Consider the following 21,958-nt stretch of genomic DNA (forward strand, 5'->3'; position numbering starts at 1 on the left):
CACTGTGCCGCGGCCATTGTTAAAAAAGCGTCAAACCGCCAGGCCCTACTCCAGATGAAAATGCGCGGTATTGTGCGCCAGACTGCGGCTGCCCTGCCCCAGGCGGTCAGCCACGCCATGCACCGTCTGCGCCCCCTGCAACAGCTCGGAGGCGGCCTGGTCGACGCGCTGGATATTGCCGCTGACCTCCTCGGCCGTGGCCGCCTGCTGCTCCACGGCGGCGGCGATCTGGGTAAGCATGTCACTGACCCGCTGCACGGCACCGGCAATCTGCCCCAGGTGTTCGCCCAGCTCGGTCACCGAGCCGGCCTCGACCTCGGCCTGGCCGCAGGCGGCCTGCATCAGCTCGACAGACTGCAGCACCACCCGCTGCAGGGCTTCGACCGTGGCGCTGATCTCGCGGGTCGACTCCTGGGTGCGCTGCGAGAGCGAACGCACCTCGTCGGCGACCACGGCAAAGCCGCGGCCGGCCTCGCCAGCGCGGGCAGCCTCGATGGCGGCATTCAACGCCAGCAGGTTGGTCTGCTCGGCGATGCTCTTGATCACATCCACCACCCGGTCGATCTGCTGCGCCTGCTCCCGCAGTTCGCCCAGCGCGGCAGCCGTGTCGCCCAGCCGCGCGGTCAGCTGATGCATGCTGGCGGTGGTCTGCTGGCTGCGCTGGTTGCTCTGCTCGGCAATCTGCCGGGTCTGGCTGGCATCCTGCGCGGCCATCTCGCAGTTCTCCGCCACGCTCTGCGCGGTGGCCGCCATCTGCGTGGCGGCTGCGGCGATCTGGCTGACCTGCTGCTGTTGTGCCTCCACGGCGGCAAGGGCACGCCGCGCCTCGTCGCCAAGTACCAGCACGGTGTCGCCCAGCTCGGCGCTCTCACGGTTGACACCCTGCAGCGACCCTCGCAGTTGCGCCACGGCATCGTTCAAGGCCGCGCCGATCAGGGCCAGTTCATCCTTACCGTGCACAGACACATGGCGGCGCAGATCGCCATCGCGCAACGACTGCGCCAGCGAGGTGATGCGCCAGCTGCTGCCGCGGATCGACGCCTGCAGGCAGGCCAGGGCATAGAGTGCCAGCAGTACCAGTACACCGAAGGCACTGAGGGTCAGAATCAGTGCCTGCAGCGCCTTGCTGCGATACTGCAGCAAGCGCTGATCGAGCGCCTGCAGGGTGGCCTGTTGCAGCTGCTCGACCTGGCGATGCGCTCCGTCCATGCCCTGCTCGAACGCCGCCACGTCGAGCGTCAGGCCGGCATCGCCGTACATTTTCTGATCCAGTTCGGCGAGCCAGGCATCCAGCGCCTCAAGGCTCTGCGCATAGCTCTGCGTCCAGCTGGACAAGGACTTCGGCAGCTCGTCCCGCAGGCGCTCGCCAAGCTTGCCCAGCTGCTGGCGCGAGACGCCGGTGGCAGTGCGAATTTCCCGCAGCTGCAGGCGGCTCTGCAGGCTGAACTGACCGGCCGCCACCGCGCCCTGACCGACGCTGGCGAGCACGCCGAGTTGCTGCTGCAGGCGCGGCGCATCCTGGGTGGCCAATTGCATCAGCAGGTAGGTTTCCAGCCAGGGGTCGAGAATCAGCCCGCTCTCGGTCGCCACCAGCTCGCGCAGCACGTTGAGCTGCTGCAGAGCCAGGCTGTAGCGGTCGTAGGCATCCGGCCACCAGCCGACGCTGCTCAGGGCCTGGGCGCGCAAGCCATCGCGCTGCCCGCGCAGGGCCTGCAGGCTGTTCAGCAGCGCTTCACTGGCCCCCTCGTCCGTGAGGGTCTGCTGCAGCTGGTCGAGTGCCTGGTCCAGATCACTCTCGCGCTGCTGCAGGCGGGCCATGGCGGCCTGGGTTTCATCCGTGGCCTGACGGCCACGCTCGGTGGACTTCCAGCGGGCCGTAAAGTTGCGCTGCTCCACCAGGGCTCGCTCGACACGATCCAGCGCCTGCAGCTGGATCACCCCGGAATGCTCGCTATCGACCACGTCGAGCTTGCCCAGGTAGTTGTCGCCAATCGACCAGGCGGCGTAGCCAAGCGGCAGCAGGAACAGCAGTGCCAGCAGCTGGAACTTGCGGGCGAAGCTGAATTTTTCCAGGGCTCCGACCCCGGGCAGCAACAGCGCATTCATCGTCGAACTCCTGAATCGGACGAAACTGCGAAAGGTCTGGACTAGCAAATGCCGAGCCACGCACCTCGCAGTTTGCAGCTATCCGCCAATCGTCGCGCGCATCAGGCGAGGACGCCGGAGGGTTAAGCAAGACTGGCTGACTTCACAGGGTTAACGATAGAAGCATTGCGCCATCGAGGTGCGAAAAGGCGTCACGTTGAAGGTCGCACGCACACAAGGGCAACCTCCGCGCGCCACAGGACGCATTCACCACGAAGGGGGCTCACACCGCCGCGCGTGAGGCTATCCGGTTGAATCGCGCCCCAGCTCCTGCACCAGAAAGTCGACAAATGCCCGCACCTTGGGCTGCAGGTAACGGCGTGACGGGTAGATGGCATAGAGCTGCGTCTGCACCATCTGCCAATCCTTCAGCACCGCCTGCAGACGCCCCGCGGCCAGGTCTTCGCGGACATAGAGCTCCGGCACCAGGCTGACGCCATGCCCGCCGCGCAACGCCGTGCAGAGTGCCAGGCTGGAGTTGACCCGATAGCGCCCGCGCACCGGCACGCGGCGCGTTTCATCGCCACGCTTGAACTCCCACTCCGCCGCATGCCCAGACAGAGTGAACTGCACGCATTCCAGCCGGCGCAGGTCATCCGGTTCGGATGGCTCGCCGTGGCGTTGGAAATACTCCGGCGAGCCGCACAACACATGGTTGAGCGTGGTCAGCTGGCGCGCAACCAGGCTGGAGTCCTCCAGGCGATCGCTGCCGCGCAACGCCAGGTCGAAGCCATCCTTGATCAGATCGACTCGCCGATCCTCCAACTGCAAATCCAGCGACAACTGCGGATAGCGCTCGAGAAAGCGCGGCATCAACTCGGCCAGGCGCACCAAGGTGAATGACATCGGTGCGCTGACCCGCAGCAGTCCGCTCGGTTGCTGCTGGAGCGGCCCCAGCGACTGGTCGGCCTCGCTCAGGTCATCAAGCACCCGCGCCACCTGCTCGTAATAGCGGCTACCCGCCTCGGTCAGGCTCAGTCGCCGCGTGGTGCGATGGAGCAGGCGCGCCGCCAGATGCGCCTCCAGCTCGTTGATGTTCTTGCTCACCGCAGCCGGCGACAGACTCAACTGACGCGCAGCGGCAGCAAAACTGCCGAGCTCGACGACCTGGCGAAAGACATTGAGGGCCGTGAAGCGGTCCATGCATTCAACACTCCGAGTAAATAGAGCGTTAATCCTAACGCCAATTATCAATCCCAGAGTGACGAATTAGCCTGTCCTCAATCCCACTCGACAGGTGTCACCCATGCATCCATTGCTCGCAGCCATCGCCCAACGCAGCTCCCTCAACCACTTCGATCCCGAGACGCACCTGGATGACGCCGCCATCCATGAGCTGATCGGCTGGGCCAGCCGCGCACCGAGCGCCTTCAACCTGCAGAACTGGCGCTTCATCGCGGTACGCAGCAACGCCGGCAAACAACGCCTGCGCCAGCTGGCCTGGGATCAGCCCAAGGTCAGCGAAGCGGCCGTGACCTTCATTCTCTGCGGCGTTCTGCCCGACACCGAGCAGCTGCCAGAGCGCCTACAAAGCTCGGTCGAGGCCGGCTTCATGCCGGCGAACATGCCTCGCAGCTGGCAGCTGGCCGCCGAACAGCTGTACCGCGACTCACCACAGGCGCGCCGCGACGAGGCCGTGCGCAGTGCCACCCTGGCCGCCGCCACGCTGATGCAGGCCGGTCAGGCCCTGGGCCTCGGTGCCTGCCCGATGACCGGCTTCGACGCTCCGGCCGTGGCCACCAGCTTCGGCCTCGGCGCCAACGAGATCCCGGTGATGCTGGTGGCCATGGGCCGCGCCGCGCCCGGCAACTGGCCGCAGAAACCGCGCCGCCCGCTGCAGCAGATTCTCGAACTCGCCTGAGGTAACGTCATGAGCCGCTCGACCGATCTTCTGCTCACCGCCCTGGCCCCGGCGATCTGGGGCAGCACCTACGTGGTGACCACCCTGCTGCTGCCACCGGGCTATCCGCTGACCATGGCCCTGCTACGCGCGCTGCCGGCCGGCCTGTTGCTGCTCCTGCTGGTGCGCCAGCTGCCCCAGGGGCGCTGGTGGGGCCGGGTGCTCCTGCTCGGCGCGCTGAACTTCTCGCTGTTCTGGAGCCTGCTGTTCGTCGCCGCCTACCGCCTGCCCGGCGGCGTCGCCGCCACCCTGGGTGCCCTGCAGCCGCTGCTGGTGATCGGGCTGGCGCGCCTGAGTCTGGGCACGCCGATCCGCAGCCTGGCCATCGTCGGCGCACTGGCCGGAATGCTCGGCGTGGCGCTGCTGGTGCTGACACCACAGGCGACGCTGGACCCGCTGGGCATCGCCGCCGGTCTGCTCAGTGCCCTGTCCATGGCGCTGGGCGTGGTGCTCAGCCGCCGCTGGCAGCCGCCGACCTCGACCCTGACCTTCACCGCCTGGCAACTGGTGGCCGGTGGCGTGCTGCTGATTCCCCTGGTTCTGCTGCTGGAGCCGACGCCACCGAGCCTGTCACTGCCCAACCTGGCCGGCATCGCCTACCTGAGCCTGATCGGCGCCGCCTTCACCTACCTGCTGTGGTTCCGCGGCATCGCCCGTCTGGAGCCGGCAACGGTATCCTCGCTGGGCTTCCTCAGCCCGGTCAGTGCCGTACTGCTCGGCTGGGGGCTGTTGCAGCAGAGCCTCAGTCCGCTGCAACTGCTGGGCATGCTCGTGGTGCTGGGCAGCGTCTGGCTCGGCCAGCTGGCGCAACGCGCCACACCCCAACCGGTGCTGCAGCGCAGCTAAAGAAAAAGCCCCCGCCGGATCACTCCGACGGGGGCTTTTCATTCACTGCGCGAGGATTAGACCTTGCTGCGCTCGTAGCGCTTGCGGTCGTTCTCGTTGAGCATCTTCTTGCGCAGACGGATCGACTTCGGCGTCACTTCCACCAGCTCGTCTTCGTCGATGAATTCCAGCGCCTGCTCCAGGGTGAACTTCAGCGCCGGCGTCAGGGAGATGGTCTCGTCCTTGCCGGAAGCGCGCATGTTGTCGAGCTTCTTGGCCTTGGTCGGGTTGATCACCAGGTCGTTGTCGCGGCTGTGGATGCCGGCCAGCTGGCCTTCGTAGACTTCGTCGCCCGGGCTCAGGAACAGCTTGCCGCGATCCTGCAGGGTTTCCAGGGAATAGGTCAGTGCAGTACCGGTAGCCATGGAGACCAGCACGCCGTTCTGGCGGTGAGCCACGTCACCGGCCTTGACCGGACCGTAGTGGTCGAAGGTCGAGGTCAGGATGCCGGTACCCGAGGTCATGGTCAGGAAGGCGTTACGGAAGCCGATCAGGCCGCGCGCCGGGATGATGTATTCCAGGCGGATACGGCCCTTGCCGTCGGGGATCATGTTGGTCATGTCGCCTTTGCGCATGCCCATCTGCTCCATCACCGGACCCTGGTGCTGCTCTTCGATGTCGATGGTGACGTTCTCGTAGGGCTCCTGCTTCTCGCCGTCCTTCTCGATGATCACCACTTCCGGGCGGCCCACGGCCAGCTCGAAGCCTTCGCGGCGCATGGTTTCGATCAGTACCGACAGGTGCAGCTCGCCACGACCGGAGACCTTGAACTTCTCGGCGGAATCACCGGCCTCGACGCGCAGCGCCACGTTGTGCAGCAGTTCCTTGTCCAGACGGTCCTTGATGTTGCGGCTGGTGACGAACTTGCCTTCCTTGCCGGCGAACGGCGAGTCGTTGACCTGGAAGGTCATGCTCACGGTCGGCTGGTCGACGGTCAGCGGCGGGCGCGCCTCGACGTGCTGCGGGTCGCACAGGGTGTCGGAGATGAACAGCTCGTCCATGCCGGAGACGCAGACGATGTCGCCGGCTTCGGCTTCGGCCACTTCCACGCGCTGCAGGCCGGAGTGGCCCATGATCTTGAGGATACGACCGTTGCGCTTGGTGCCGTCGTCGCTGATGGCGACGACCGGGGTGTTGGTCTTGACCTTGCCGCGTGCGATGCGGCCGATGCCGATCACGCCGAGGAAGCTGTTGTAGTCCAGCTGGGAGATCTGCATCTGGAACGGGCCGTCGACGTCGACGTCCGGGGCCGGCACGTGGTCGATGATGGCCTGGAACAGGGCATCCATGTTGTCGTCCATCTTCTCGTGATCCATGCCGGCGATGCCGTTCAGGGCCGAGGCGTAGACGATCGGGAAGTCCAGCTGCTCGTCGGTGGCACCGAGGTTGTCGAACAGGTCGAAGATCTGGTCGATGACCCAGTCCGGACGCGCGCCCGGACGGTCGACCTTGTTCACCACCACGATCGGACGCAGGCCGGCCTTGAACGCCTTCTGGGTCACGAAGCGGGTCTGCGGCATCGGGCCGTCCTGGGCGTCGACGACCAGCAGCACGGAGTCGACCATGGACATCACGCGCTCTACTTCACCACCGAAGTCGGCGTGGCCGGGGGTGTCGACGATGTTGATGTTGTAGCCGTTCCACTTGATGGCGGTGTTCTTCGCCAGAATGGTAATGCCGCGCTCTTTTTCCTGGTCGTTGGAGTCCATCACGCGCTCGGATTCCGCTTCTTTGCGGTCGAGGGTGCCGGAGAGCTTCAGCAGCTTATCTACCAGGGTGGTCTTGCCATGGTCGACGTGGGCGATGATGGCGATGTTTCTCAGTTTTTCGATCACGATGTCGTCTCGATTAGGGATTCTGAAAGCTGTGGCCTGGCAGTGTGCCTGGCCGTTGTGAATGGGCGATTACGTCAGGCGCGGGTCGGGAGGCCGCCGGCGGCGGACCTCGGCCAGCAGGCGCGTGGTTCTAGCGAGGGCGGTAGACGCGCACATTGGCATGCCCCTCGCTGAGCAAATGGTGAGCATGCAGGCGACTCATCACGCCCTTGTCGCAATACAGCAGGTACTGGCGGGTCTCATCCAGTTCCTTGAACTTGTTGTTCAGCGCATAGAACGGCAGAGGCTGTACCTCGATGCCCGGCAATTCCAGCGGCTCATCCTCGGCGGCATCCGGGTGGCGGATGTCGATAATGATCTGCCCGGCCAGCGCCTCGGCCACTTCCTCGACCTGCACATCCTGGCCCAGCTCGTCGATCACCTTGTCCACGGTCACCCGTGTGGCACGCTCCAGGGCGCGTTCGAGCACGGCCATATCAAACAGGCTTTCTTCATGCTCGACACGTCCACGCTTGGCGCGGGTAGTGGGGTTGACCGAGATCACCCCACAGTACTCGGGCATGTTCTTGGCGAACTCGGCGGTGCCGATGGCGGTGGCGGTATCGATGATGTCCTGCTTGTGCGCGGTAATCAGCGGGCGCAGCACCAGGGTGTCGGTCACCGCGTCGATCACCGAGAGGTTCGGCAGGGTCTGGCTGGACACCTGGCTGATCGCCTCGCCAGTAACCAGGGCATCGATGTGCAGCTCTTCGGCGATGCGGCTGGAGGCACGCAGCATCATGCGCTTGAGCACCACGCCCATGTGACTGTTGTCGACCTTGGAGAGGATCTCGCCGACCACTTCCTCGAACGGCACACTAATAAAAAGTACGCGGTGCGAGCTGCCGTACTTCTGCCACAGGTAGTGGGCCACCTCCATCACGCCCAGCTCATGGGCACGACCACCGAGGTTGAAAAAGCAGAAATGGGTCAGCAGGCCGCGGCGCATGATCTGGTAGGCGGCGACGGTGGAATCGAAGCCGCCGCTCATCAGCACCAGGGTCTGCTCGATCGAGCCCAGCGGGTAGCCGCCCAGGCCTTCGTGCTGGGCGTGGACGATCAGCAAACGGTCGTAGCGCACTTCAAAACGCGCCTCGACTTCGGGCTTCTTCAGGTCGATACCGGCGGCGCCGCACTCGCGGCGCAGGCGGCTGCCGACATGGGTGGCCAGCTCTACCGAGGAAAAGTCGTGGGTATTGCCGGCGCGCTTGCAGCGCACGGCGAACACCTTGCCGGCAATCTGCGCACCGAAATGGGCGCGGCATTTCTCGAAGGTGTCATCGAAATCGACGTAGGGATATTCGTGCACTTCGAGGAAGTGGGCGATACCCGGCGTGTTGCGCAGGCGCTCGAACATCTCGGCCTGCACCTTCGGTGAGCTGACCTGGCTGATCAGATCAAGATTGTCCCACTCGCCCTGCACGTCCAGCGCCGGATCCAGATCGCGCAGCACCGTGCGGATGTTCTTGGCCAGCTGGCGGATGAACTGCTTGCGCACCGGCCGGCTTTTGATGGTGATTTCCGCGAAGGGTTTGACGATGAGTTTCATGGGAAAACGGGCGCCGGGAGCTAGGCCAAAAAACAGGGGCGCGGATTATAGCGGAAATTGCTCAAGCTTTGACCAAAAACCGCAAAAGCAGGGTTAACGCACCAAATTGGCGCCTATTGATTTTTTAAAGCACCAGATGAGTGCATAAAAGCGCTCAAAAAAACGCCACAAGCCCCGCCACCCTTGCGCCGCAGCCCTTCTGCCCATTCCGGGGCACTGGCACGCAATTTGCTCCCTTGTGAGGCAGTCAGGTCTGGTCGACTATCGCGCCCGGCCTTTCGCCAATTTTTCGGAGACAGGTAAGTGCCTGTTTCCTTTCCACCTGGAGGACAGCATGTCGAAGGCGATTCAACTGATCAAAGAACACGACGTGAAGTGGGTTGACCTGCGCTTCACCGACACCAAGGGCAAGCAGCAGCACGTGACCATGCCGGCCCGTGACGCCCTGGACGAAGACTTCTTCGAGCACGGCAAGATGTTCGACGGCTCCTCCATCCACGGCTGGAAAGGCATCGAAGCCTCCGACATGATCCTGCAGCCGGTCGACGAAACCGCCGTGCTGGATCCGTTCACCGAAGAACCGACCGTCATCATCGTCTGCAACATCATCGAGCCGAGCACCATGCAAGGCTACGACCGTGACCCGCGCTCCATCGCCAAGCGCGCCGAGGAATACCTGAAGACCACCGGTATCGGTGACACCGTATTCGTCGGCCCGGAGCCTGAGTTCTTCATCTTCGACCAGGTGAAGTTCAAGTCCGACATCTCCGGCTCCATGTTCAAGATCTACTCCGAGCAAGGCTCGTGGATGACCGATCAGGACGTGGATGGCGGCAACAAGGGCCACCGCCCGGCCGTCAAAGGTGGCTACTTCCCGGTTCCGCCGGTCGACCACGACCACGAAATCCGTACCGCCATGTGCAACGCCCTGGAAGAAATGGGCCTGGTCGTTGAAGTGCACCACCACGAAGTGGCCACTGCCGGTCAGAACGAAATCGGCGTGAAGTTCAACACCCTGGTTGCCAAGGCTGACGAAGTTCAGACCCTGAAGTACTGCGTACACAACGTGGCCGACGCCTACGGCAAGACCGCCACCTTCATGCCGAAGCCGCTGTACGGCGACAACGGTTCGGGTATGCACGTACACATGTCCATCTCCAAGGATGGCAAGAACACCTTCGCTGGCGAAGGCTATGCCGGCCTCTCCGATACCGCCCTGTACTTCATCGGCGGCATCATCAAGCACGGTAAGGCCCTGAACGGCTTCACCAACCCGTCCACCAACTCCTACAAGCGTCTGGTGCCGGGCTTCGAAGCTCCGGTCATGCTGGCCTACTCGGCTCGCAACCGTTCCGCCTCGATCCGCATCCCGTACGTCTCCAGCCCGAAAGCCCGCCGCATCGAAGCGCGCTTCCCGGACCCGGCTGCCAACCCGTACCTGGCCTTCGCTGCACTGCTGATGGCTGGTCTGGACGGTATCCAGAACAAGATCCACCCCGGCGATGCTGCGGACAAGAACCTGTACGACCTGCCGCCGGAAGAAGCTGCCAACATCCCGCAGGTTTGCGGCAGCCTGAAGGAAGCGCTGGAAGAGCTGGACAAGGGCCGTGCGTTCCTGACCAAGGGCGGCGTATTCTCCGACGACTTCATCGATGCCTACATCGAGCTGAAGTCCGAAGAAGAAATCAAAGTACGCACCTTCGTACACCCGCTGGAATACGACCTGTACTACAGCGTCTAATCCTTCGCGGATAGAGAAGAGGCCTCCTTCGGGAGGCCTCTTTTTTTCTGCCATTTTGTTGCACCAGACCACGCCCCACCGCAGCGCCGCTTGCCAACCCGCAGCGGCGATGCAACTCTTGCCGCAGGATCACTCAGGAGCCCGACGATGCGCCTGCTTACTGCCTGCCTGCTCTGCGCCCTGGCCTTGCCGGCCGCCGCCCAGATCTACAAATACACCGATGCCAACGGCAACACGGTGTTCACCAACCAGCCACCGGAAGGCCAGAGCACGGAAGCCGTGAGCCTGCCGCCGACCAATACGGTGGAATCACAGAAGCCCGTGGTTCCGGCGCAATCGGCAGAGCCCGAGGCCAGCGGCCCACCCTACCAGACCCTGGAGCTGACCGACCTGCCCAGCGAAGAAGCCCTGCGTGCCAACAACGGCACCTTCAGCGTTAACGTCAACATCGTTCCACGCCTGATGCCGGGCCATCGGCTACGCCTGCTGCTGGATGGCCAGCCCTACGGCCAACCGAGCAACGTACCGCGCCTGCAGGTGGTCAATGTCGACCGCGGCGAACATAGTCTGGCTGTAGAAGTACTCAGCGGTGAACGCCAGGTACAACAGAGCGCACCGGTGATCTTTACCGTGCAGCGCATCAGCACCAACAGCCCGGCACGCGTCCCGCCACCCAAACCCACACCCCGCACGCCCTGATCACCAAGGAACCCCATGCCCCGCCTGCTGTTCTGCCTGCTAGTTGGCCTGTTCTGCCTGCCCGCACACGCCGGGGTCTACACCTATATCGACGCCGAGGGCAACCGGGTGTTCACCGACCAGCCGCCCTCGGAAAAGGCGCAGCGGGTGGAGATTGCACCCAGTAATAAAATGGCGCCCACTCAGGCTCCGCCAGCCGCCATACCGGCCTACCCAACCACTCGGGTCGAGCCGGCCTATGACGTGCTGCGCATCCTGGTGCCCGAGCCCGATGCCACCATCCGCGATGCGGCCGGCAACCTGATCGTCACCGCCAGCAGCGACCCCTCCCTGCACCCTGGACACAGCTTCCGCCTGATCCTGGACGGTCAACCCGCCGGCGAGGCCGGCCGCAGCCCGGTATTTCCGCTGGAAAACATCGACCGTGGCACCCACCAGATATCCGTGGAAATCATCGACAGCCAGGGCCGTATCGTCGAGCGCACGCCCAGCCAACCCTTCCACATGAAGCGCATCTCGCTGGCCGAGAAACGCCGTACCAATCCGTGCAAAAAAGGCGACTGGGGCGTACGCCCGGAGTGCCCGATCGCCGACAAACCCAAAGAACCCAGAGACATCCCCTTCGTGCCCTTCATTTGATCGAGCACCAAATCGGTGCATAAGAATGCACCGAGATCTATGCTCTCCCTGTTTTGGTTCACTCGCAGCGCCAGCAGCTGCGCCGAAACATGGCCTGACCCGCGCCTGCAGCAAAAACCACGCGTCTTTTCGGGGCTTTGGTTTGCTTCTTGCATTTTCCTGCCCATTGCCAGGACCCTGCCATGATCAACGACGCACTGCATCGCCTACTGCTGGACAACCTGACCACCGCCACCATTCTGCTCAACGCCGAGTTGTGCCTGGAATACATGAACCCGGCCGCGGAAATGCTGCTGGCGGTCAGCGGTCAGCGCAGCCATGGCCAGTTCATCAGTGAGCTGTTCACCGAATCGCCGGAAGCACTCAGCTCACTGCGCCAGGCCGTCGAGCACGCCCATCCGTTCACCAAGCGCGAAGCCATGCTCACTGCGCTGAACGGCCAGACGCTGACGGTCGATTACGCCGTGACGCCGATTCTCAGCGCCGGCAAGACCCTGCTGCTGCTGGAGGTGCACCCCCGTGACCGCCTGCTGCGCATCACCAAGGAAGAGGCGCAGCTGTCCAAGCAGGAGACCACCAAGCTGCTGGTGCGTGGCCTGGCCCATGAGATCAAGAACCCGCTCGGCGGCATCCGTGGCGCGGCCCAGTTGCTGGCCCGCGAGTTGCCCAACGAGGGCCTGCGCGACTACACCAACGTGATCATTGAGGAAGCCGACCGCCTGCGTAACCTGGTTGACCGCATGCTCGGCTCGAACAAGCTGCCGAGCCTCGCCATGACCAACATCCACGAGGTACTGGAGCGCGTCGGCAGTCTGATCGAGGCCGAAAGCCAGGGCAGCATCACCCTGGTGCGCGACTACGATCCGAGCATTCCGGACGTGCTGATCGACCGCGAGCAGATGATCCAGGCCGTGCTCAACATCGTGCGCAACGCCCTGCAGGCGCTGTCCACACAGAGCGATCTGCGCCTGGGCCGCATCAGCCTGCGCACCCGTACCCTGCGCCAGTTCACCATCGGCCACACCCGCCACCGCCTGGTGGTGAAGATGGAAATCATCGACAACGGCCCCGGTATTCCGCAGGACATGCAGGAAACCATCTTCTACCCCATGGTCAGCGGTCGTCCGGATGGCACCGGACTGGGTCTGGCCATCACCCAGAACATCATCAGTCAGCATCAGGGCCTGATCGAGTGCGAGAGCCATCCCGGCCATACCGTGTTCTCGATCTTCCTGCCGCTGGAACAAGGAGCCATGCACACATGAGCCGCAGTGAAACCGTCTGGATCGTCGATGACGACCGCTCCATCCGTTGGGTTCTGGAAAAGGCCCTGCAGCAGGAGGGCATGACCACCCAGAGTTTCGACAGCGCCGACGGCGTGCTAAGCAAGCTGAGCCGCCAGCAGCCGGACGTCATCATCTCCGACATCCGCATGCCAGGTGCCAGTGGCCTCGACCTGCTGGCGCAGATCCGTGACCTGCACCCGCGCCTGCCGGTGATCATCATGACCGCCCACTCCGACCTGGACAGCGCGGTCGCCTCTTACCAGGGTGGCGCCTTCGAGTACCTGCCCAAGCCGTTCGACGTCGACGAGGCCGTATCCCTGGTCAAGCGCGCCAACCAGCACGCCCAGGAGCAGCAGGGCCTGGAAGCCCCAGCGGCATTGAGCCGCACTCCGGAAATCATCGGTGAAGCACCGGCGATGCAGGAGGTGTTCCGTGCCATCGGTCGCCTCTCCCACTCCAATATCACCGTGCTGATCAACGGCGAGTCGGGTACCGGTAAAGAACTGGTCGCCCACGCCCTGCACCGTCACAGCCCACGCGCATCCGCGCCGTTTATCGCGCTGAACATGGCGGCCATCCCCAAGGATCTGATGGAGTCCGAGCTGTTCGGCCATGAGAAAGGCGCCTTTACCGGCGCGGCCAACCAGCGCCGCGGGCGCTTCGAGCAGGCCGACGGCGGCACCCTGTTCCTCGACGAGATCGGCGATATGCCGGCCGACACCCAGACCCGCCTGCTGCGCGTGCTGGCCGATGGCGAGTTCTACCGGGTCGGCGGGCATACCCCGGTCAAGGTTGATGTGCGCATCATCGCGGCCACCCACCAGAACCTCGAATCCCTGGTGCAGGCCGGCAAGTTCCGCGAGGACCTGTTCCACCGCCTCAACGTGATCCGCATCCATATCCCGCGCCTGGCCGATCGCCGCGAGGACATCCCCACCCTGGCCCGCCACTTCCTCGCCCGCGCCGCGCAGGAACTGGCCGTCGAGCCCAAGCTGCTGAAGAGCGAGACCGAGGACTACCTCAAACACTTGCCCTGGCCCGGCAACGTGCGCCAGCTGGAGAACACCTGCCGCTGGATCACCGTGATGGCCTCCGGGCGCGAGGTGCATGTCGATGACCTGCCACCGGAACTGCTGACCCAGCCGCAGGAAAACGCCCCGGCCACCAACTGGGAGCAGGGCCTGCGCCAGTGGGCCGACCAGGCGCTGGCGCGCGGCCAGTCCAGCCTGCTGGACAGCGCCGTGCCGGCCTTCGAGCGGATCATGATCGAGACTGCCCTCAAGCACACCGCCGGGCGCCGCCGCGATGCCGCCGTACTGCTGGGCTGGGGCCGCAACACCCTGACCCGCAAGATCAAGGAGCTGGGCATGAAGGTCGATGGCGGCGACGATGACGAGGGCGACGACTAAGCCATTGCAACTGAAACGGGCCTGCGGGCCCGTTTTTCATGGTGCAGCAATTGGCCTGGCAATTGCGTTTTCCCGCGCCCCGATCGTGGCTTCAGACGCGGCGCTCCAAGGTGGCGATGCCGCCATACGCCCACAACATTCGCCAAGCATTGGCTGCCACGCAAAAACTCAAGAGGTTATCCTCTGAGCGAAAGGTCAATAAAAGAGTGCCTCATGCAGGCCCATTGCCGTCTTCTCGCGGCACCCTCTCTTTTTCTATCAGGCTGCCATGTCCTCATCGCTGAATGACACCCTGCGCCAACTCTGGGCGCGCGAGAAGTTCACCTATGGCGTTAGGGTGTTCATCGCCCTCGCCGGTGCCATGGCGCTGTGCTGGTACCTGGAACGCATCGAGTTCGTCATCCCGCTGTTCCTCGGTTGCATCGCCAGCGCGCTGGCCGAGAGCGACGACCACTGGCGCGGCCGCCTGCAGGCGCTGATCGTCACCCTGATCTGCTTCGCCGCCACCGCCAGCGCCGTGCAACTTTTGTTTCCCACCCCCCTGCTGTTCGGCGCCGGCCTGGCCCTGGCGGCGTTCGGCATGACCCTGCTCGGCGGCATTGGCGAGCGCTACGCGGCGGTCGCTTCGGCCACTCTGATTCTGGCGATCTATACCGCGATCGGCCTGGAGCATCGCGGCGGTGCCCAGGGCATCTTCTGGCAGGAGCCTTTGCTGCTGATCTGCGGCGCGGCCTGGTACGGCCTGCTGGCGGTACTGTGGAGCGCACTGTTCAGCCAGCAGCCCGTACAACAGGCGCTGGCGCGGGTGTTCGACGAGCTGGGCACCTATCTGCGCCTGAAAGCCTCACTGTTCGAGCCGGTGCGCAAGATCGATATCGAAGCCCGCCGCCTGGAGCTGGCGCGACAGAACGGCCGGGTGGTGAGCGCGCTGAACCTGGCCAAGGAAATCATCCTCAACCGCATGAGCCGCAAGCGCAGCGGGCAGAAGACCAACCGCTACCTCAAGCTGTATTTCATCGCCCAGGACATCCACGAGCGCGCCAGCTCTTCGCACTATCCCTACAACGCCCTGGCCGAGGCCTTCTTCCACAGCGACGTGATGTTCCGTTGCGGCCGTCTGCTCAGCCAGCAGGGCAAGGCCTGCCAGGCGCTGGGCCGTGCCATCCGCCTGCGCCAGCCGTTCGACTACAACGACAACAGCCAGGCCATGGCCGAGCTGGATGCCTCGATGAGCTACCTGCGCGAGCAGAACAACCCGGCCTGGCGCCGCCTGCTGCGCGCCCTCGGCGCCCTGGCCGGCAACCTGGCGACGCTGGAACGCAAACTGACCAGCGCCAGCAACCCGGACGCCCTGGCCGATGAGCAGGACAGCGCCCTGCTCGACCGCTCGCCGCAGAACCTCAAGGACGCCCTCACGCGCCTGCGCCAACACATCACGCCGACCAGCCTGGTGTTTCGCCACGCCCTGCGCCTGTCCATCGCCCTGCTCGCCGGCTATGGCCTGCTGCACTGGATCCACCCGCAGCAGGGTTACTGGATTCTGCTCACCACGCTGTTCGTTTGCCGTCCCAGCTATGGCGCCACCCGACTGCGCCTGGTGCAGCGGGTCAGCGGCACCATGCTCGGTCTGGTGCTGGGCTGGGCGCTGATCCGCCTGTTCCCCGATCCGTTGCTGCAGTCGCTGTTCGCCGTGGTCGCCGGCGTGGTGTTCTTCACCAACCGGGTCGACCGCTACACCCTGGCCACCAGCGCCATGACCCTGGTGGTGGTGCTGTGCTTCAACCAGATCAGCGATGCCTATGCCCTGCTCTGGCCACGCCTGGTGGATACCGTGCTGGGCACGGTGATCGCCGGCCTGGCGGTGTTCTTCATCCTGCCCGACTGGCAGGGGCGCAAACTCAACCAGGTGCTGGCCAGTACGCTCAGCAGCAACAGCCGCTACCTGCTGCAGATCATGCAGCAGTATGAGTCTGGCGCCCGCGACGACCTGAGCTATCGCCTGGCTCGGCGCAACGCGCACAACGCCGACGCTGCGCTGTCGACCACCCTGTCCAACATGCTGCTGGAGCCCGGCCACTTCCGTAAGGATGCCGAAACCGGCTTCCGCTTCCTGGTGCTGTCGCACACCCTGCTCAGCTACCTGTCAGCCCTCGGCGCCCACCGAGCCAGCCTGGCCGACGATGCCAGCGATGCCCTGCACGACCGCGCCGTGGCCCATATCAGCCAGACCCTGGACGCCATCGCCGGCAACCTGCGCGACGGCCAGCCCGTGGCGGTGTATGACGAACAGGATCAGGCCCTGGCCGAGGAGCTGGAGCAACTGCCCGATGAGATGGACGAGGGCCATCGCCTGGTGCAGGTGCAGCTCGGCCTGATCTGCCGCCAGCTGGCGCCGCTGCGCACCCTGGTTGCGCACCTGCAGAAACAGCCGCAGCAGGGTGAGGCCAAGGCGGCTTGAGCTGTGGCAGGACCTGCTTTTCTGTGGGAGCGGCTTCAGCCGCGAAAGCCCTCCCTGCAAAAGCGCTACGCAGGGGCAAATCCTGGGCAACACCTGAGCCGCAGAGCCATCGCGACTGAAGTCGCTCCTACAAAAGCGCCTGAACACCGCGCTACGCGACGACTACCCTCAGGCACTGCAGCGCTTTCCGCTAGAATGCGCGCCTTCTGCGAACATCCGAGGTGCAGCCCTTGTCCTTCTTCCCGGTCATCATCATCGGCGCCGGTGCCGCCGGCCTGATGTGCGCGGCCAAGGCCGCCGCACGCGGGCGTGGCGTGCTGTTACTGGATCACGCCAACAAGCCGGGCAAGAAGATCCTCATGTCCGGCGGCGGGCGCTGCAACTTCACCAACCTGTACTGCGAGCCGGCCAACTTCCTCTCGCACAACGCGCACTTCTGCAAATCGGCACTGGCCCGCTACAGCCAATGGGACTTCATCGAGCTGGTGGTCAAGCACGACGTGCCCTACCACGAGAAGAAACTCGGCCAGCTGTTCTGCGACCGCAAGGCCAGCGACATTCTCAACATGCTGCTGGCCGAGTGCGACGAGTACGGCGTCGATCTGCGCCTGGACACCAGCGTCGAACGCATCGCCAAGCAGGATGCCGGCTACGCCCTGCGCACCAGTGCCGGCGAGTTCCACTGCGAGTCGCTGGTGATCGCCACCGGCGGGCTGTCAATTCCCACTCTCGGCGCCACCGGCTTCGGTTACCAGGTGGCCAAACAGTTCGGCCACAACCTGCTGCCAACCCGCGCCGGCCTGGTGCCGTTCACCATCACCGAGCCGCAGCTCAAGGCGCTGTGTACGGAGCTGTCCGGCACCTCGGTGGAAGATTGTGTCGTCAGCTGCAACGGCCAGAGCTTCAAGGAGAACATCCTGTTCACCCATCGCGGCCTGAGTGGCCCGGCGATCCTGCAGATTTCCTCCTACTGGCACCCCGGTGATGCCATCGAAATTGATCTGCTGCCGCATATCGATCTGCCCGAGTGGCTGGCCACCCAGCAGCGCGAGCGTCCCAATACCGAACTCAAGACCCTGCTGGCCGAACTGTTCACCAAGAAGATGGCCACCCTGCTGGCCGAGCAGTGGTTCGCCTCCAAACCACTCAAGCAGTACACCCCGGCCGAGCTGGGCGCAATCGCGAACCGCTTGAGCGAGTGGCGCCTGGTGCCGGCCGGAAACGAGGGCTACCGCACCGCCGAGGTGACCCTGGGCGGTATCGATACCCGCGAGGTGTCTTCGAAAACCATGGAATCGAAGAAGTCGTCAGGGCTGTACTTCATCGGCGAGGTGCTGGACGTGACCGGCCACCTGGGCGGCTTCAACTTTCAGTGGGCCTGGGCCTCGGCGCATGCGGCGGCCGAGTACGTTTAAGCCTCACAACAAGCACGGCGGCCAGCCGCGTACGGAGCGCCCGCACCGGCCCCGGGCATGGCTGCGCCCTCAGGGCCAGGGCTGCCAGTGTTCCTGTTCCAGCAAGGCGGGAGCGACGCGTTCGAGTTCACCATTGGCCCTGAGCACCCTGAGCGCCGCGCTGAAACGCTGCTCGATGGCGGCGCCACGCGCGCTATCCGCCACCAGCCAGAGAGCCTGGTAGTCGGCAAAGCGAACCGCCTGCAGCTGTTCACGCCGCAATGGCTCCATGCGCCGACTGTAGAGGGCAAAGCTCACCTGTCCCAAGGGCTGCCGGCCATAGCGTAGCCCTGCAGGTGCCTGAGGCAGGCCGATATAGGGCATCTGCAGGTCTGCCTGCCCCTGACGTACCAACAACAAGGAACGCGCGAAGGGCACTACACGCACCTCCAGACTCACCCCGTCGAGCTGGCGATCCAACAGCTCCAACTGCGCCAGCAGCGGGCCACTGGCATCGCGTTCAGCCAGCCCCGGCAACTCTGCCACGGCCACCACCCAGCGCTCTTCGGCTTGAGCCGGCAGCCAATAGAAAAACCCCATAAGCAGGGGAAGGAGAACGCTAGTGCAGGGTTTTGGCAATCTCATCGATGTCCGCCCGGTGCTTGATCAGCAACTCCAACTCGCCACGCGCATTGATCAAATTGAGTGGCGGTGCCAGCTTCTGATAGGCCGCCAGGGTCTGCAGCTGAGGTAACTCCGGTTCGGCATCGTTCACCCTCGACACGTGGTAGTGAGCCAGGTTGACCAGATCGATCAGATCCAGGCCAGGCCCGCCGCTGTATTGCCAGTTACCCGTGCAGCGGATCACCTGGATGTACTCGTCATCCACCGTCCACTGCTTCAACAGAATCACGCCCAGCGACCCGCTGTATTCTCGGCACAACTTGGCGTACAGCTGGGCGGAGGGAATCTGCGCCCCGTCCTTGAACGCCGACAGCACTGCCAGGGAACCGACCTCTCCCAGCAGGCAAGCCAACAAGGCGTGCTCCGGCGTCACCCGCCCCAGTAGGCGCGAAAGTACAACGCATATACCCGCCTTGAGCGTGAGGCGCCCCCAAACATCGGTAAACAGCTGCTTGTGCCCGGGGCTGTGCAGGGTGAACAGGCTCTTGACGCTGTGCACCATGGTGATGCGATCCACCTCGCGCAGGCCAAGCTGGGCAATCACGTCCTGCAGGGATCTGGGGGCTACCGGATGACGATAGAGGGCGCACGAGGCATGCTTCATCAGCAGTGCCGACAAGGCCGGATCACGGCCGATCAGGCGCGCCAGAACTGCAGTATTCACCGCGCCATCCTTTAACGCGCGACGAATCTCCAGCGTCAGCTTCGGCAGGCTCGGCAGCTGCTCCTGCCCCTGCATGAGCTGGGATATCACCCGCCGGTAGATCGCATACTCGGACACTTCACCCGCCAATCTGCACCTCCGCATCTCCCCATCGAGTGTAGGTGGAGGCACGCGTCACGGCGGCACAAATAAAAAGGGCGGATCAAAAAGTCCGCCCTTGGCTGGTGGTTCGAACAGTCCTCAGTATGGGCAGTTCTGGCGGTACTCGGAGATGCTGTAATCCGCCGTGTGGTTGGGGCCGCAGAGGAACTGGCTGTAGCGCGTATCGAAGTCGATGAAACGCTTCATCCAGGCGATACCGTACATACCCAGCAGACGCTCGTCCGGGTAGCCGGAGTTGGCGCAGAAGTGCGAGCCGTTGTTGATTTCCAGGAAGGCCTTGGGCGTCGAGTTGGGAAGACGGTTGTAGAACGGCGAGGCATGGATAGCGACAGGTGCGACTACATCGGACTCGCAGGCCAGGATCAGGGCCGGCGTCTTGATTTCGTCAAAGCGGTTGAAACCCGCATAGTAAGGCGCCTGCGGGATGATGGCGTTGATCGAGCGCTGGGTGGACAGCTTCAGCGAACCGCCACCGCCCATCGACCAGCCAATAGCGCCCAGACGGGTACTGTCGATCTTGTTGTACAGCGGACTGGTGCGTGAGTTGCTTTGGCTGATCAGGTAGTCCAGTGCGCTGCTGAGCTGATTAGCGCGGCTGTCGGGCTGGTCGTAAATGGTATTGGTGTTCATGGTCATGACCACGAAACCATGGGACGCCAGGCGCGGCCCCCACCATTCGATGCTGCTCTCGTAGGACAGATAGCCGGGAATGACAGCGATGGCCCCCATCTTGCCGGTGGTATTGGTCGGGTAATACACCGTACTGCTACCAAAACCGCGCAGGAAGCCGGACACACTGAAGCGGGAAACACTGAACGGTCCGGAGTTGGCCTTCAACGAGGCTTCGGTGGGGTTGGGGCCGCGAGTGCAGTTACTGCAAGGAGCCGATGGGCTGGGAGCAGAAAAGGCGTAGGTGCAGGCCAGCAGAGACGCTGTAAAAAGGGCCAGCCTAGCCAGGGAAAGTTTGCCGTTCATCACAGTCACCTTCATTAGTTTTTGTTGTTAAGAAGCCGTTGCCCTAACGCCATCAGCATAAGGCCGCGGACAAAAAAACTAACAAGGCAGGTGGATGACAACAATCTGCAATCACGCGCAGTTCATACAAGCGCACCACAGCGAAAGTTTCAGACTAAGAGAGGGGAAGCCGAACGGCCTCCCCCGACCAGGCCGATCAATACGGGCAGTTCTGCCGATATTCGGAGATGCTGTAGTCGGCAGTGTGATTGGGACCGCAGAGGAACTGACTGTAACGGGTATCGAAGTCGATGAAACGCTTCATCCAGGAAATACCGTACAGCCCCAACAGCGCTTCATCCGGGTAACCGGAGTTGGCGCAGAAGTGCGAACCGTTGTTGATCTCCAGGAAGGCCTTGGGCGTGGAGTTGGGAATGCGGTTGTAGAACGGCGAGGCGTGAGACGCCACCGGTGCAACCACGTCGGACTCACAGGCGAGGATCAGTGCCGGGGTAGTGATCTGGTTGAAGGTGTTGTAACCGGAATACCAGGGGGCCTGCGGGATGATGGCGTTGATCGAACGCTGGGTGGACAGCTTCAGCGATCCGCCGCCGCCCATCGACCAGCCAATGGCCCCCAGACGGGTGCTGTCGATCTTGTTGTACAGCGGGCTGGTGCGTGAGTTGCCCTGGCTGATCAGGTAGTCCAGCGCGCTGCTGAGCTGGTCGGCCCGGCTGTCCGGCTGGTCGTAGATGGTGTTGGTGTTCATGGTCATGACCACGAAACCGTGGGAGGCCAGGCGCGGCCCCCACCACTCGATACTGCTTTCGTAGGACAGATAGCCCGGAATGACGGCAATGGCGCCCATCTTGCCGGTGGTGTTGGTCGGGTAATACACGGTGCTGCTACCGAACCCACGCAGGTAACCGGAGACACTGAACTTGGCCGTGCTGAAGGGGCCGCTGGACGCTTTCAGCGAAGCCACGGTCGGCGCCGGACCGCGGGTGCAATTCGAGCAGGGAGCGGACGGAGCCGACACCGCATAGGAGCTGACTACCAGTGAGGCGGCCAACAGGAACGTCTTGGCAACTGAGACTCTGAAAACCATGTTCTATTCCTTCTTGGATTTGTTATTACGGAAAACCTGATCCAGCCCCCGTACAACAAGATTGGAGCTGTGGCGGCGAGAAGCTAGCAAGCGCCCAATCGGCCAACAATCACCACTCAAGCTCAATTCATACAAATATATCGAGGCTGTAGAACGCCCCATCAATAAACACTTAAAGCCCGCATCGGGAATATAAGTAACAATAAAAACAGCTACTGAAGACGCTCTGAAAAAACCTAATCGGAAAGCCCCGGAAACCCCGTTAAAACCAATTAAAAGCCACTTAATTAGCCGAGGTATTAATACCTTTAGATGACATACGAAACGCACAAACCCGAGATAGGACAATTGACAGCTTTTACCCATCCCCTATCCTGCAGCAGACCCACGGCAAAAAGGACTTAAGC

Annotated in this window: 17 protein-coding genes; 9 read left to right on the plus strand and 8 right to left on the minus strand. The window is 63.5% G+C overall.

Going from position 1 to position 21,958, the window contains the following annotated elements:
- Positions 1–45 precede the first annotated feature (45 nt).
- Together ACF8C6_RS15200 and ACF8C6_RS15205 are read right to left on the minus strand one after the other, a co-directional pair.
- Complete coding sequence (locus ACF8C6_RS15200; RefSeq protein WP_392500053.1) at positions 46–2,106, minus strand: methyl-accepting chemotaxis protein; 2,061 nt, start codon at positions 2,104–2,106, stop codon at positions 46–48.
- A gap of 282 nt (positions 2,107–2,388) precedes the next feature.
- Positions 2,389–3,288, minus strand: coding sequence for a LysR family transcriptional regulator (locus tag ACF8C6_RS15205; RefSeq protein WP_392500054.1), 900 nt, complete (start codon positions 3,286–3,288; stop codon positions 2,389–2,391).
- A gap of 103 nt (positions 3,289–3,391) precedes the next feature.
- Between ACF8C6_RS15205 and ACF8C6_RS15210 the strand changes: the two genes are divergently transcribed.
- Both ACF8C6_RS15210 and ACF8C6_RS15215 read left to right on the plus strand, forming a co-directional pair.
- The gene (locus ACF8C6_RS15210; protein WP_392500055.1) at positions 3,392–4,006 is read left to right on the plus strand and encodes a nitroreductase family protein; all 615 of its coding nucleotides are present in this window, start codon (positions 3,392–3,394) and stop codon (positions 4,004–4,006) included.
- A 9-nt stretch (positions 4,007–4,015) separates the two neighbouring features.
- The gene (locus tag ACF8C6_RS15215) at positions 4,016–4,891 is read left to right on the plus strand and encodes an EamA family transporter (RefSeq protein ID WP_392500056.1); all 876 of its coding nucleotides are present in this window, start codon (positions 4,016–4,018) and stop codon (positions 4,889–4,891) included.
- Positions 4,892–4,947: 56 nt separating this feature from the next.
- Here the strand turns inward: ACF8C6_RS15215 and typA are convergent, their stop codons facing one another.
- Together typA and thiI are read right to left on the minus strand one after the other, a co-directional pair.
- A complete protein-coding gene (typA, locus tag ACF8C6_RS15220) occupies positions 4,948–6,765 on the minus strand; it encodes a translational GTPase TypA (protein ID WP_392500057.1) in 1,818 nt (605 codons plus the stop codon).
- A gap of 130 nt (positions 6,766–6,895) precedes the next feature.
- Positions 6,896–8,353 carry a tRNA uracil 4-sulfurtransferase ThiI gene (gene thiI, locus ACF8C6_RS15225; protein WP_392500058.1) on the minus strand — a complete coding sequence of 486 codons (1,458 nt, stop codon included), beginning with the start codon at positions 8,351–8,353 and terminating at the stop codon, positions 6,896–6,898.
- 334 nt (positions 8,354–8,687) lie between these two features.
- Here thiI and glnA point away from each other — a divergent pair, with 334 nt between their 5' ends.
- The 7 genes from glnA to ACF8C6_RS15260 all read left to right on the plus strand — a co-directional run bounded on the left by glnA (position 8,688) and on the right by ACF8C6_RS15260 (position 18,000).
- The gene (glnA, locus tag ACF8C6_RS15230; RefSeq protein WP_392500059.1) at positions 8,688–10,094 is read left to right on the plus strand and encodes a glutamate--ammonia ligase; all 1,407 of its coding nucleotides are present in this window, start codon (positions 8,688–8,690) and stop codon (positions 10,092–10,094) included.
- A gap of 147 nt (positions 10,095–10,241) precedes the next feature.
- Complete coding sequence (locus ACF8C6_RS15235; RefSeq protein WP_392500060.1) at positions 10,242–10,793, plus strand: DUF4124 domain-containing protein; 552 nt, start codon at positions 10,242–10,244, stop codon at positions 10,791–10,793.
- 15 nt (positions 10,794–10,808) lie between these two features.
- On the plus strand, positions 10,809–11,432 hold the full coding sequence (locus ACF8C6_RS15240) for a DUF4124 domain-containing protein (RefSeq protein WP_392500061.1): 624 nt from the start codon (positions 10,809–10,811) through the stop codon (positions 11,430–11,432).
- A gap of 182 nt (positions 11,433–11,614) precedes the next feature.
- Entirely contained in the window at positions 11,615–12,697 is a 1,083-nt protein-coding gene (gene glnL / locus ACF8C6_RS15245) for a nitrogen regulation protein NR(II) (protein WP_392500062.1), read from the plus strand.
- Positions 12,694–14,127, plus strand: a complete 1,434-nt coding sequence (gene ntrC, locus ACF8C6_RS15250; protein WP_392500063.1) for a nitrogen regulation protein NR(I) — start codon at positions 12,694–12,696, stop codon at positions 14,125–14,127. The genes glnL and ntrC overlap by 4 nt, the downstream gene beginning before the upstream one ends.
- A 268-nt stretch (positions 14,128–14,395) precedes the next feature.
- Positions 14,396–16,585 (plus strand): YccS family putative transporter, encoded by a 2,190-nt coding sequence (yccS, locus tag ACF8C6_RS15255; protein ID WP_392500064.1) that lies wholly within the window; start codon positions 14,396–14,398, stop codon positions 16,583–16,585.
- A 230-nt stretch (positions 16,586–16,815) separates the two neighbouring features.
- The gene (locus ACF8C6_RS15260; RefSeq protein ID WP_392500065.1) at positions 16,816–18,000 is read left to right on the plus strand and encodes an NAD(P)/FAD-dependent oxidoreductase; all 1,185 of its coding nucleotides are present in this window, start codon (positions 16,816–16,818) and stop codon (positions 17,998–18,000) included.
- A gap of 69 nt (positions 18,001–18,069) precedes the next feature.
- Here the strand turns inward: ACF8C6_RS15260 and ACF8C6_RS15265 are convergent, their stop codons facing one another.
- From ACF8C6_RS15265 to ACF8C6_RS15280, 4 genes are all read right to left on the minus strand, one after another.
- Complete coding sequence (locus ACF8C6_RS15265; protein WP_392500066.1) at positions 18,070–18,579, minus strand: hypothetical protein; 510 nt, start codon at positions 18,577–18,579, stop codon at positions 18,070–18,072.
- 19 nt (positions 18,580–18,598) lie between these two features.
- On the minus strand, positions 18,599–19,444 hold the full coding sequence (locus ACF8C6_RS15270) for an HDOD domain-containing protein (protein ID WP_392500067.1): 846 nt from the start codon (positions 19,442–19,444) through the stop codon (positions 18,599–18,601).
- A gap of 123 nt (positions 19,445–19,567) precedes the next feature.
- Positions 19,568–20,326: an alpha/beta hydrolase family protein gene (locus ACF8C6_RS15275; protein WP_392500068.1), complete on the minus strand. Its 759-nt coding sequence runs from the start codon at positions 20,324–20,326 to the stop codon at positions 19,568–19,570.
- 334 nt (positions 20,327–20,660) lie between these two features.
- On the minus strand, positions 20,661–21,551 hold the full coding sequence (locus ACF8C6_RS15280; protein ID WP_392500069.1) for an alpha/beta hydrolase family protein: 891 nt from the start codon (positions 21,549–21,551) through the stop codon (positions 20,661–20,663).
- Positions 21,552–21,958: the final 407 nt, after the last annotated feature.

The organism is Pseudomonas sp. zbq_18 (assembly GCF_043102245.1).
GTDB lineage: Bacteria > Pseudomonadota > Gammaproteobacteria > Pseudomonadales > Pseudomonadaceae > Aquipseudomonas.

What these genes read in the sequence shown, in the direction of transcription:
- ACF8C6_RS15205 (WP_392500054.1), bottom strand. Translation starts at nt 3,288, where the DNA reads ATGGACCGCTTCACGGCCCTCAATGTCTTTCGCCAGGTCGTCGAGCTC.
- ACF8C6_RS15215 (WP_392500056.1), top strand. Translation starts at nt 4,016, where the DNA reads ATGAGCCGCTCGACCGATCTTCTGCTCACCGCCCTGGCCCCGGCGATC.
- ACF8C6_RS15235 (WP_392500060.1), top strand. Translation starts at nt 10,242, where the DNA reads ATGCGCCTGCTTACTGCCTGCCTGCTCTGCGCCCTGGCCTTGCCGGCC.
- ACF8C6_RS15280 (WP_392500069.1), bottom strand. Translation starts at nt 21,551, where the DNA reads ATGGTTTTCAGAGTCTCAGTTGCCAAGACGTTCCTGTTGGCCGCCTCA.
- ntrC (WP_392500063.1), top strand. Translation starts at nt 12,694, where the DNA reads ATGAGCCGCAGTGAAACCGTCTGGATCGTCGATGACGACCGCTCCATC.
- thiI (WP_392500058.1), bottom strand. Translation starts at nt 8,353, where the DNA reads ATGAAACTCATCGTCAAACCCTTCGCGGAAATCACCATCAAAAGCCGG.
- glnL (WP_392500062.1), top strand. Translation starts at nt 11,615, where the DNA reads ATGATCAACGACGCACTGCATCGCCTACTGCTGGACAACCTGACCACC.
- ACF8C6_RS15210 (WP_392500055.1), top strand. Translation starts at nt 3,392, where the DNA reads ATGCATCCATTGCTCGCAGCCATCGCCCAACGCAGCTCCCTCAACCAC.
- glnA (WP_392500059.1), top strand. Translation starts at nt 8,688, where the DNA reads ATGTCGAAGGCGATTCAACTGATCAAAGAACACGACGTGAAGTGGGTT.
- ACF8C6_RS15265 (WP_392500066.1), bottom strand. Translation starts at nt 18,579, where the DNA reads ATGGGGTTTTTCTATTGGCTGCCGGCTCAAGCCGAAGAGCGCTGGGTG.
- yccS (WP_392500064.1), top strand. Translation starts at nt 14,396, where the DNA reads ATGTCCTCATCGCTGAATGACACCCTGCGCCAACTCTGGGCGCGCGAG.
- ACF8C6_RS15200 (WP_392500053.1), bottom strand. Translation starts at nt 2,106, where the DNA reads ATGAATGCGCTGTTGCTGCCCGGGGTCGGAGCCCTGGAAAAATTCAGC.
- ACF8C6_RS15240 (WP_392500061.1), top strand. Translation starts at nt 10,809, where the DNA reads ATGCCCCGCCTGCTGTTCTGCCTGCTAGTTGGCCTGTTCTGCCTGCCC.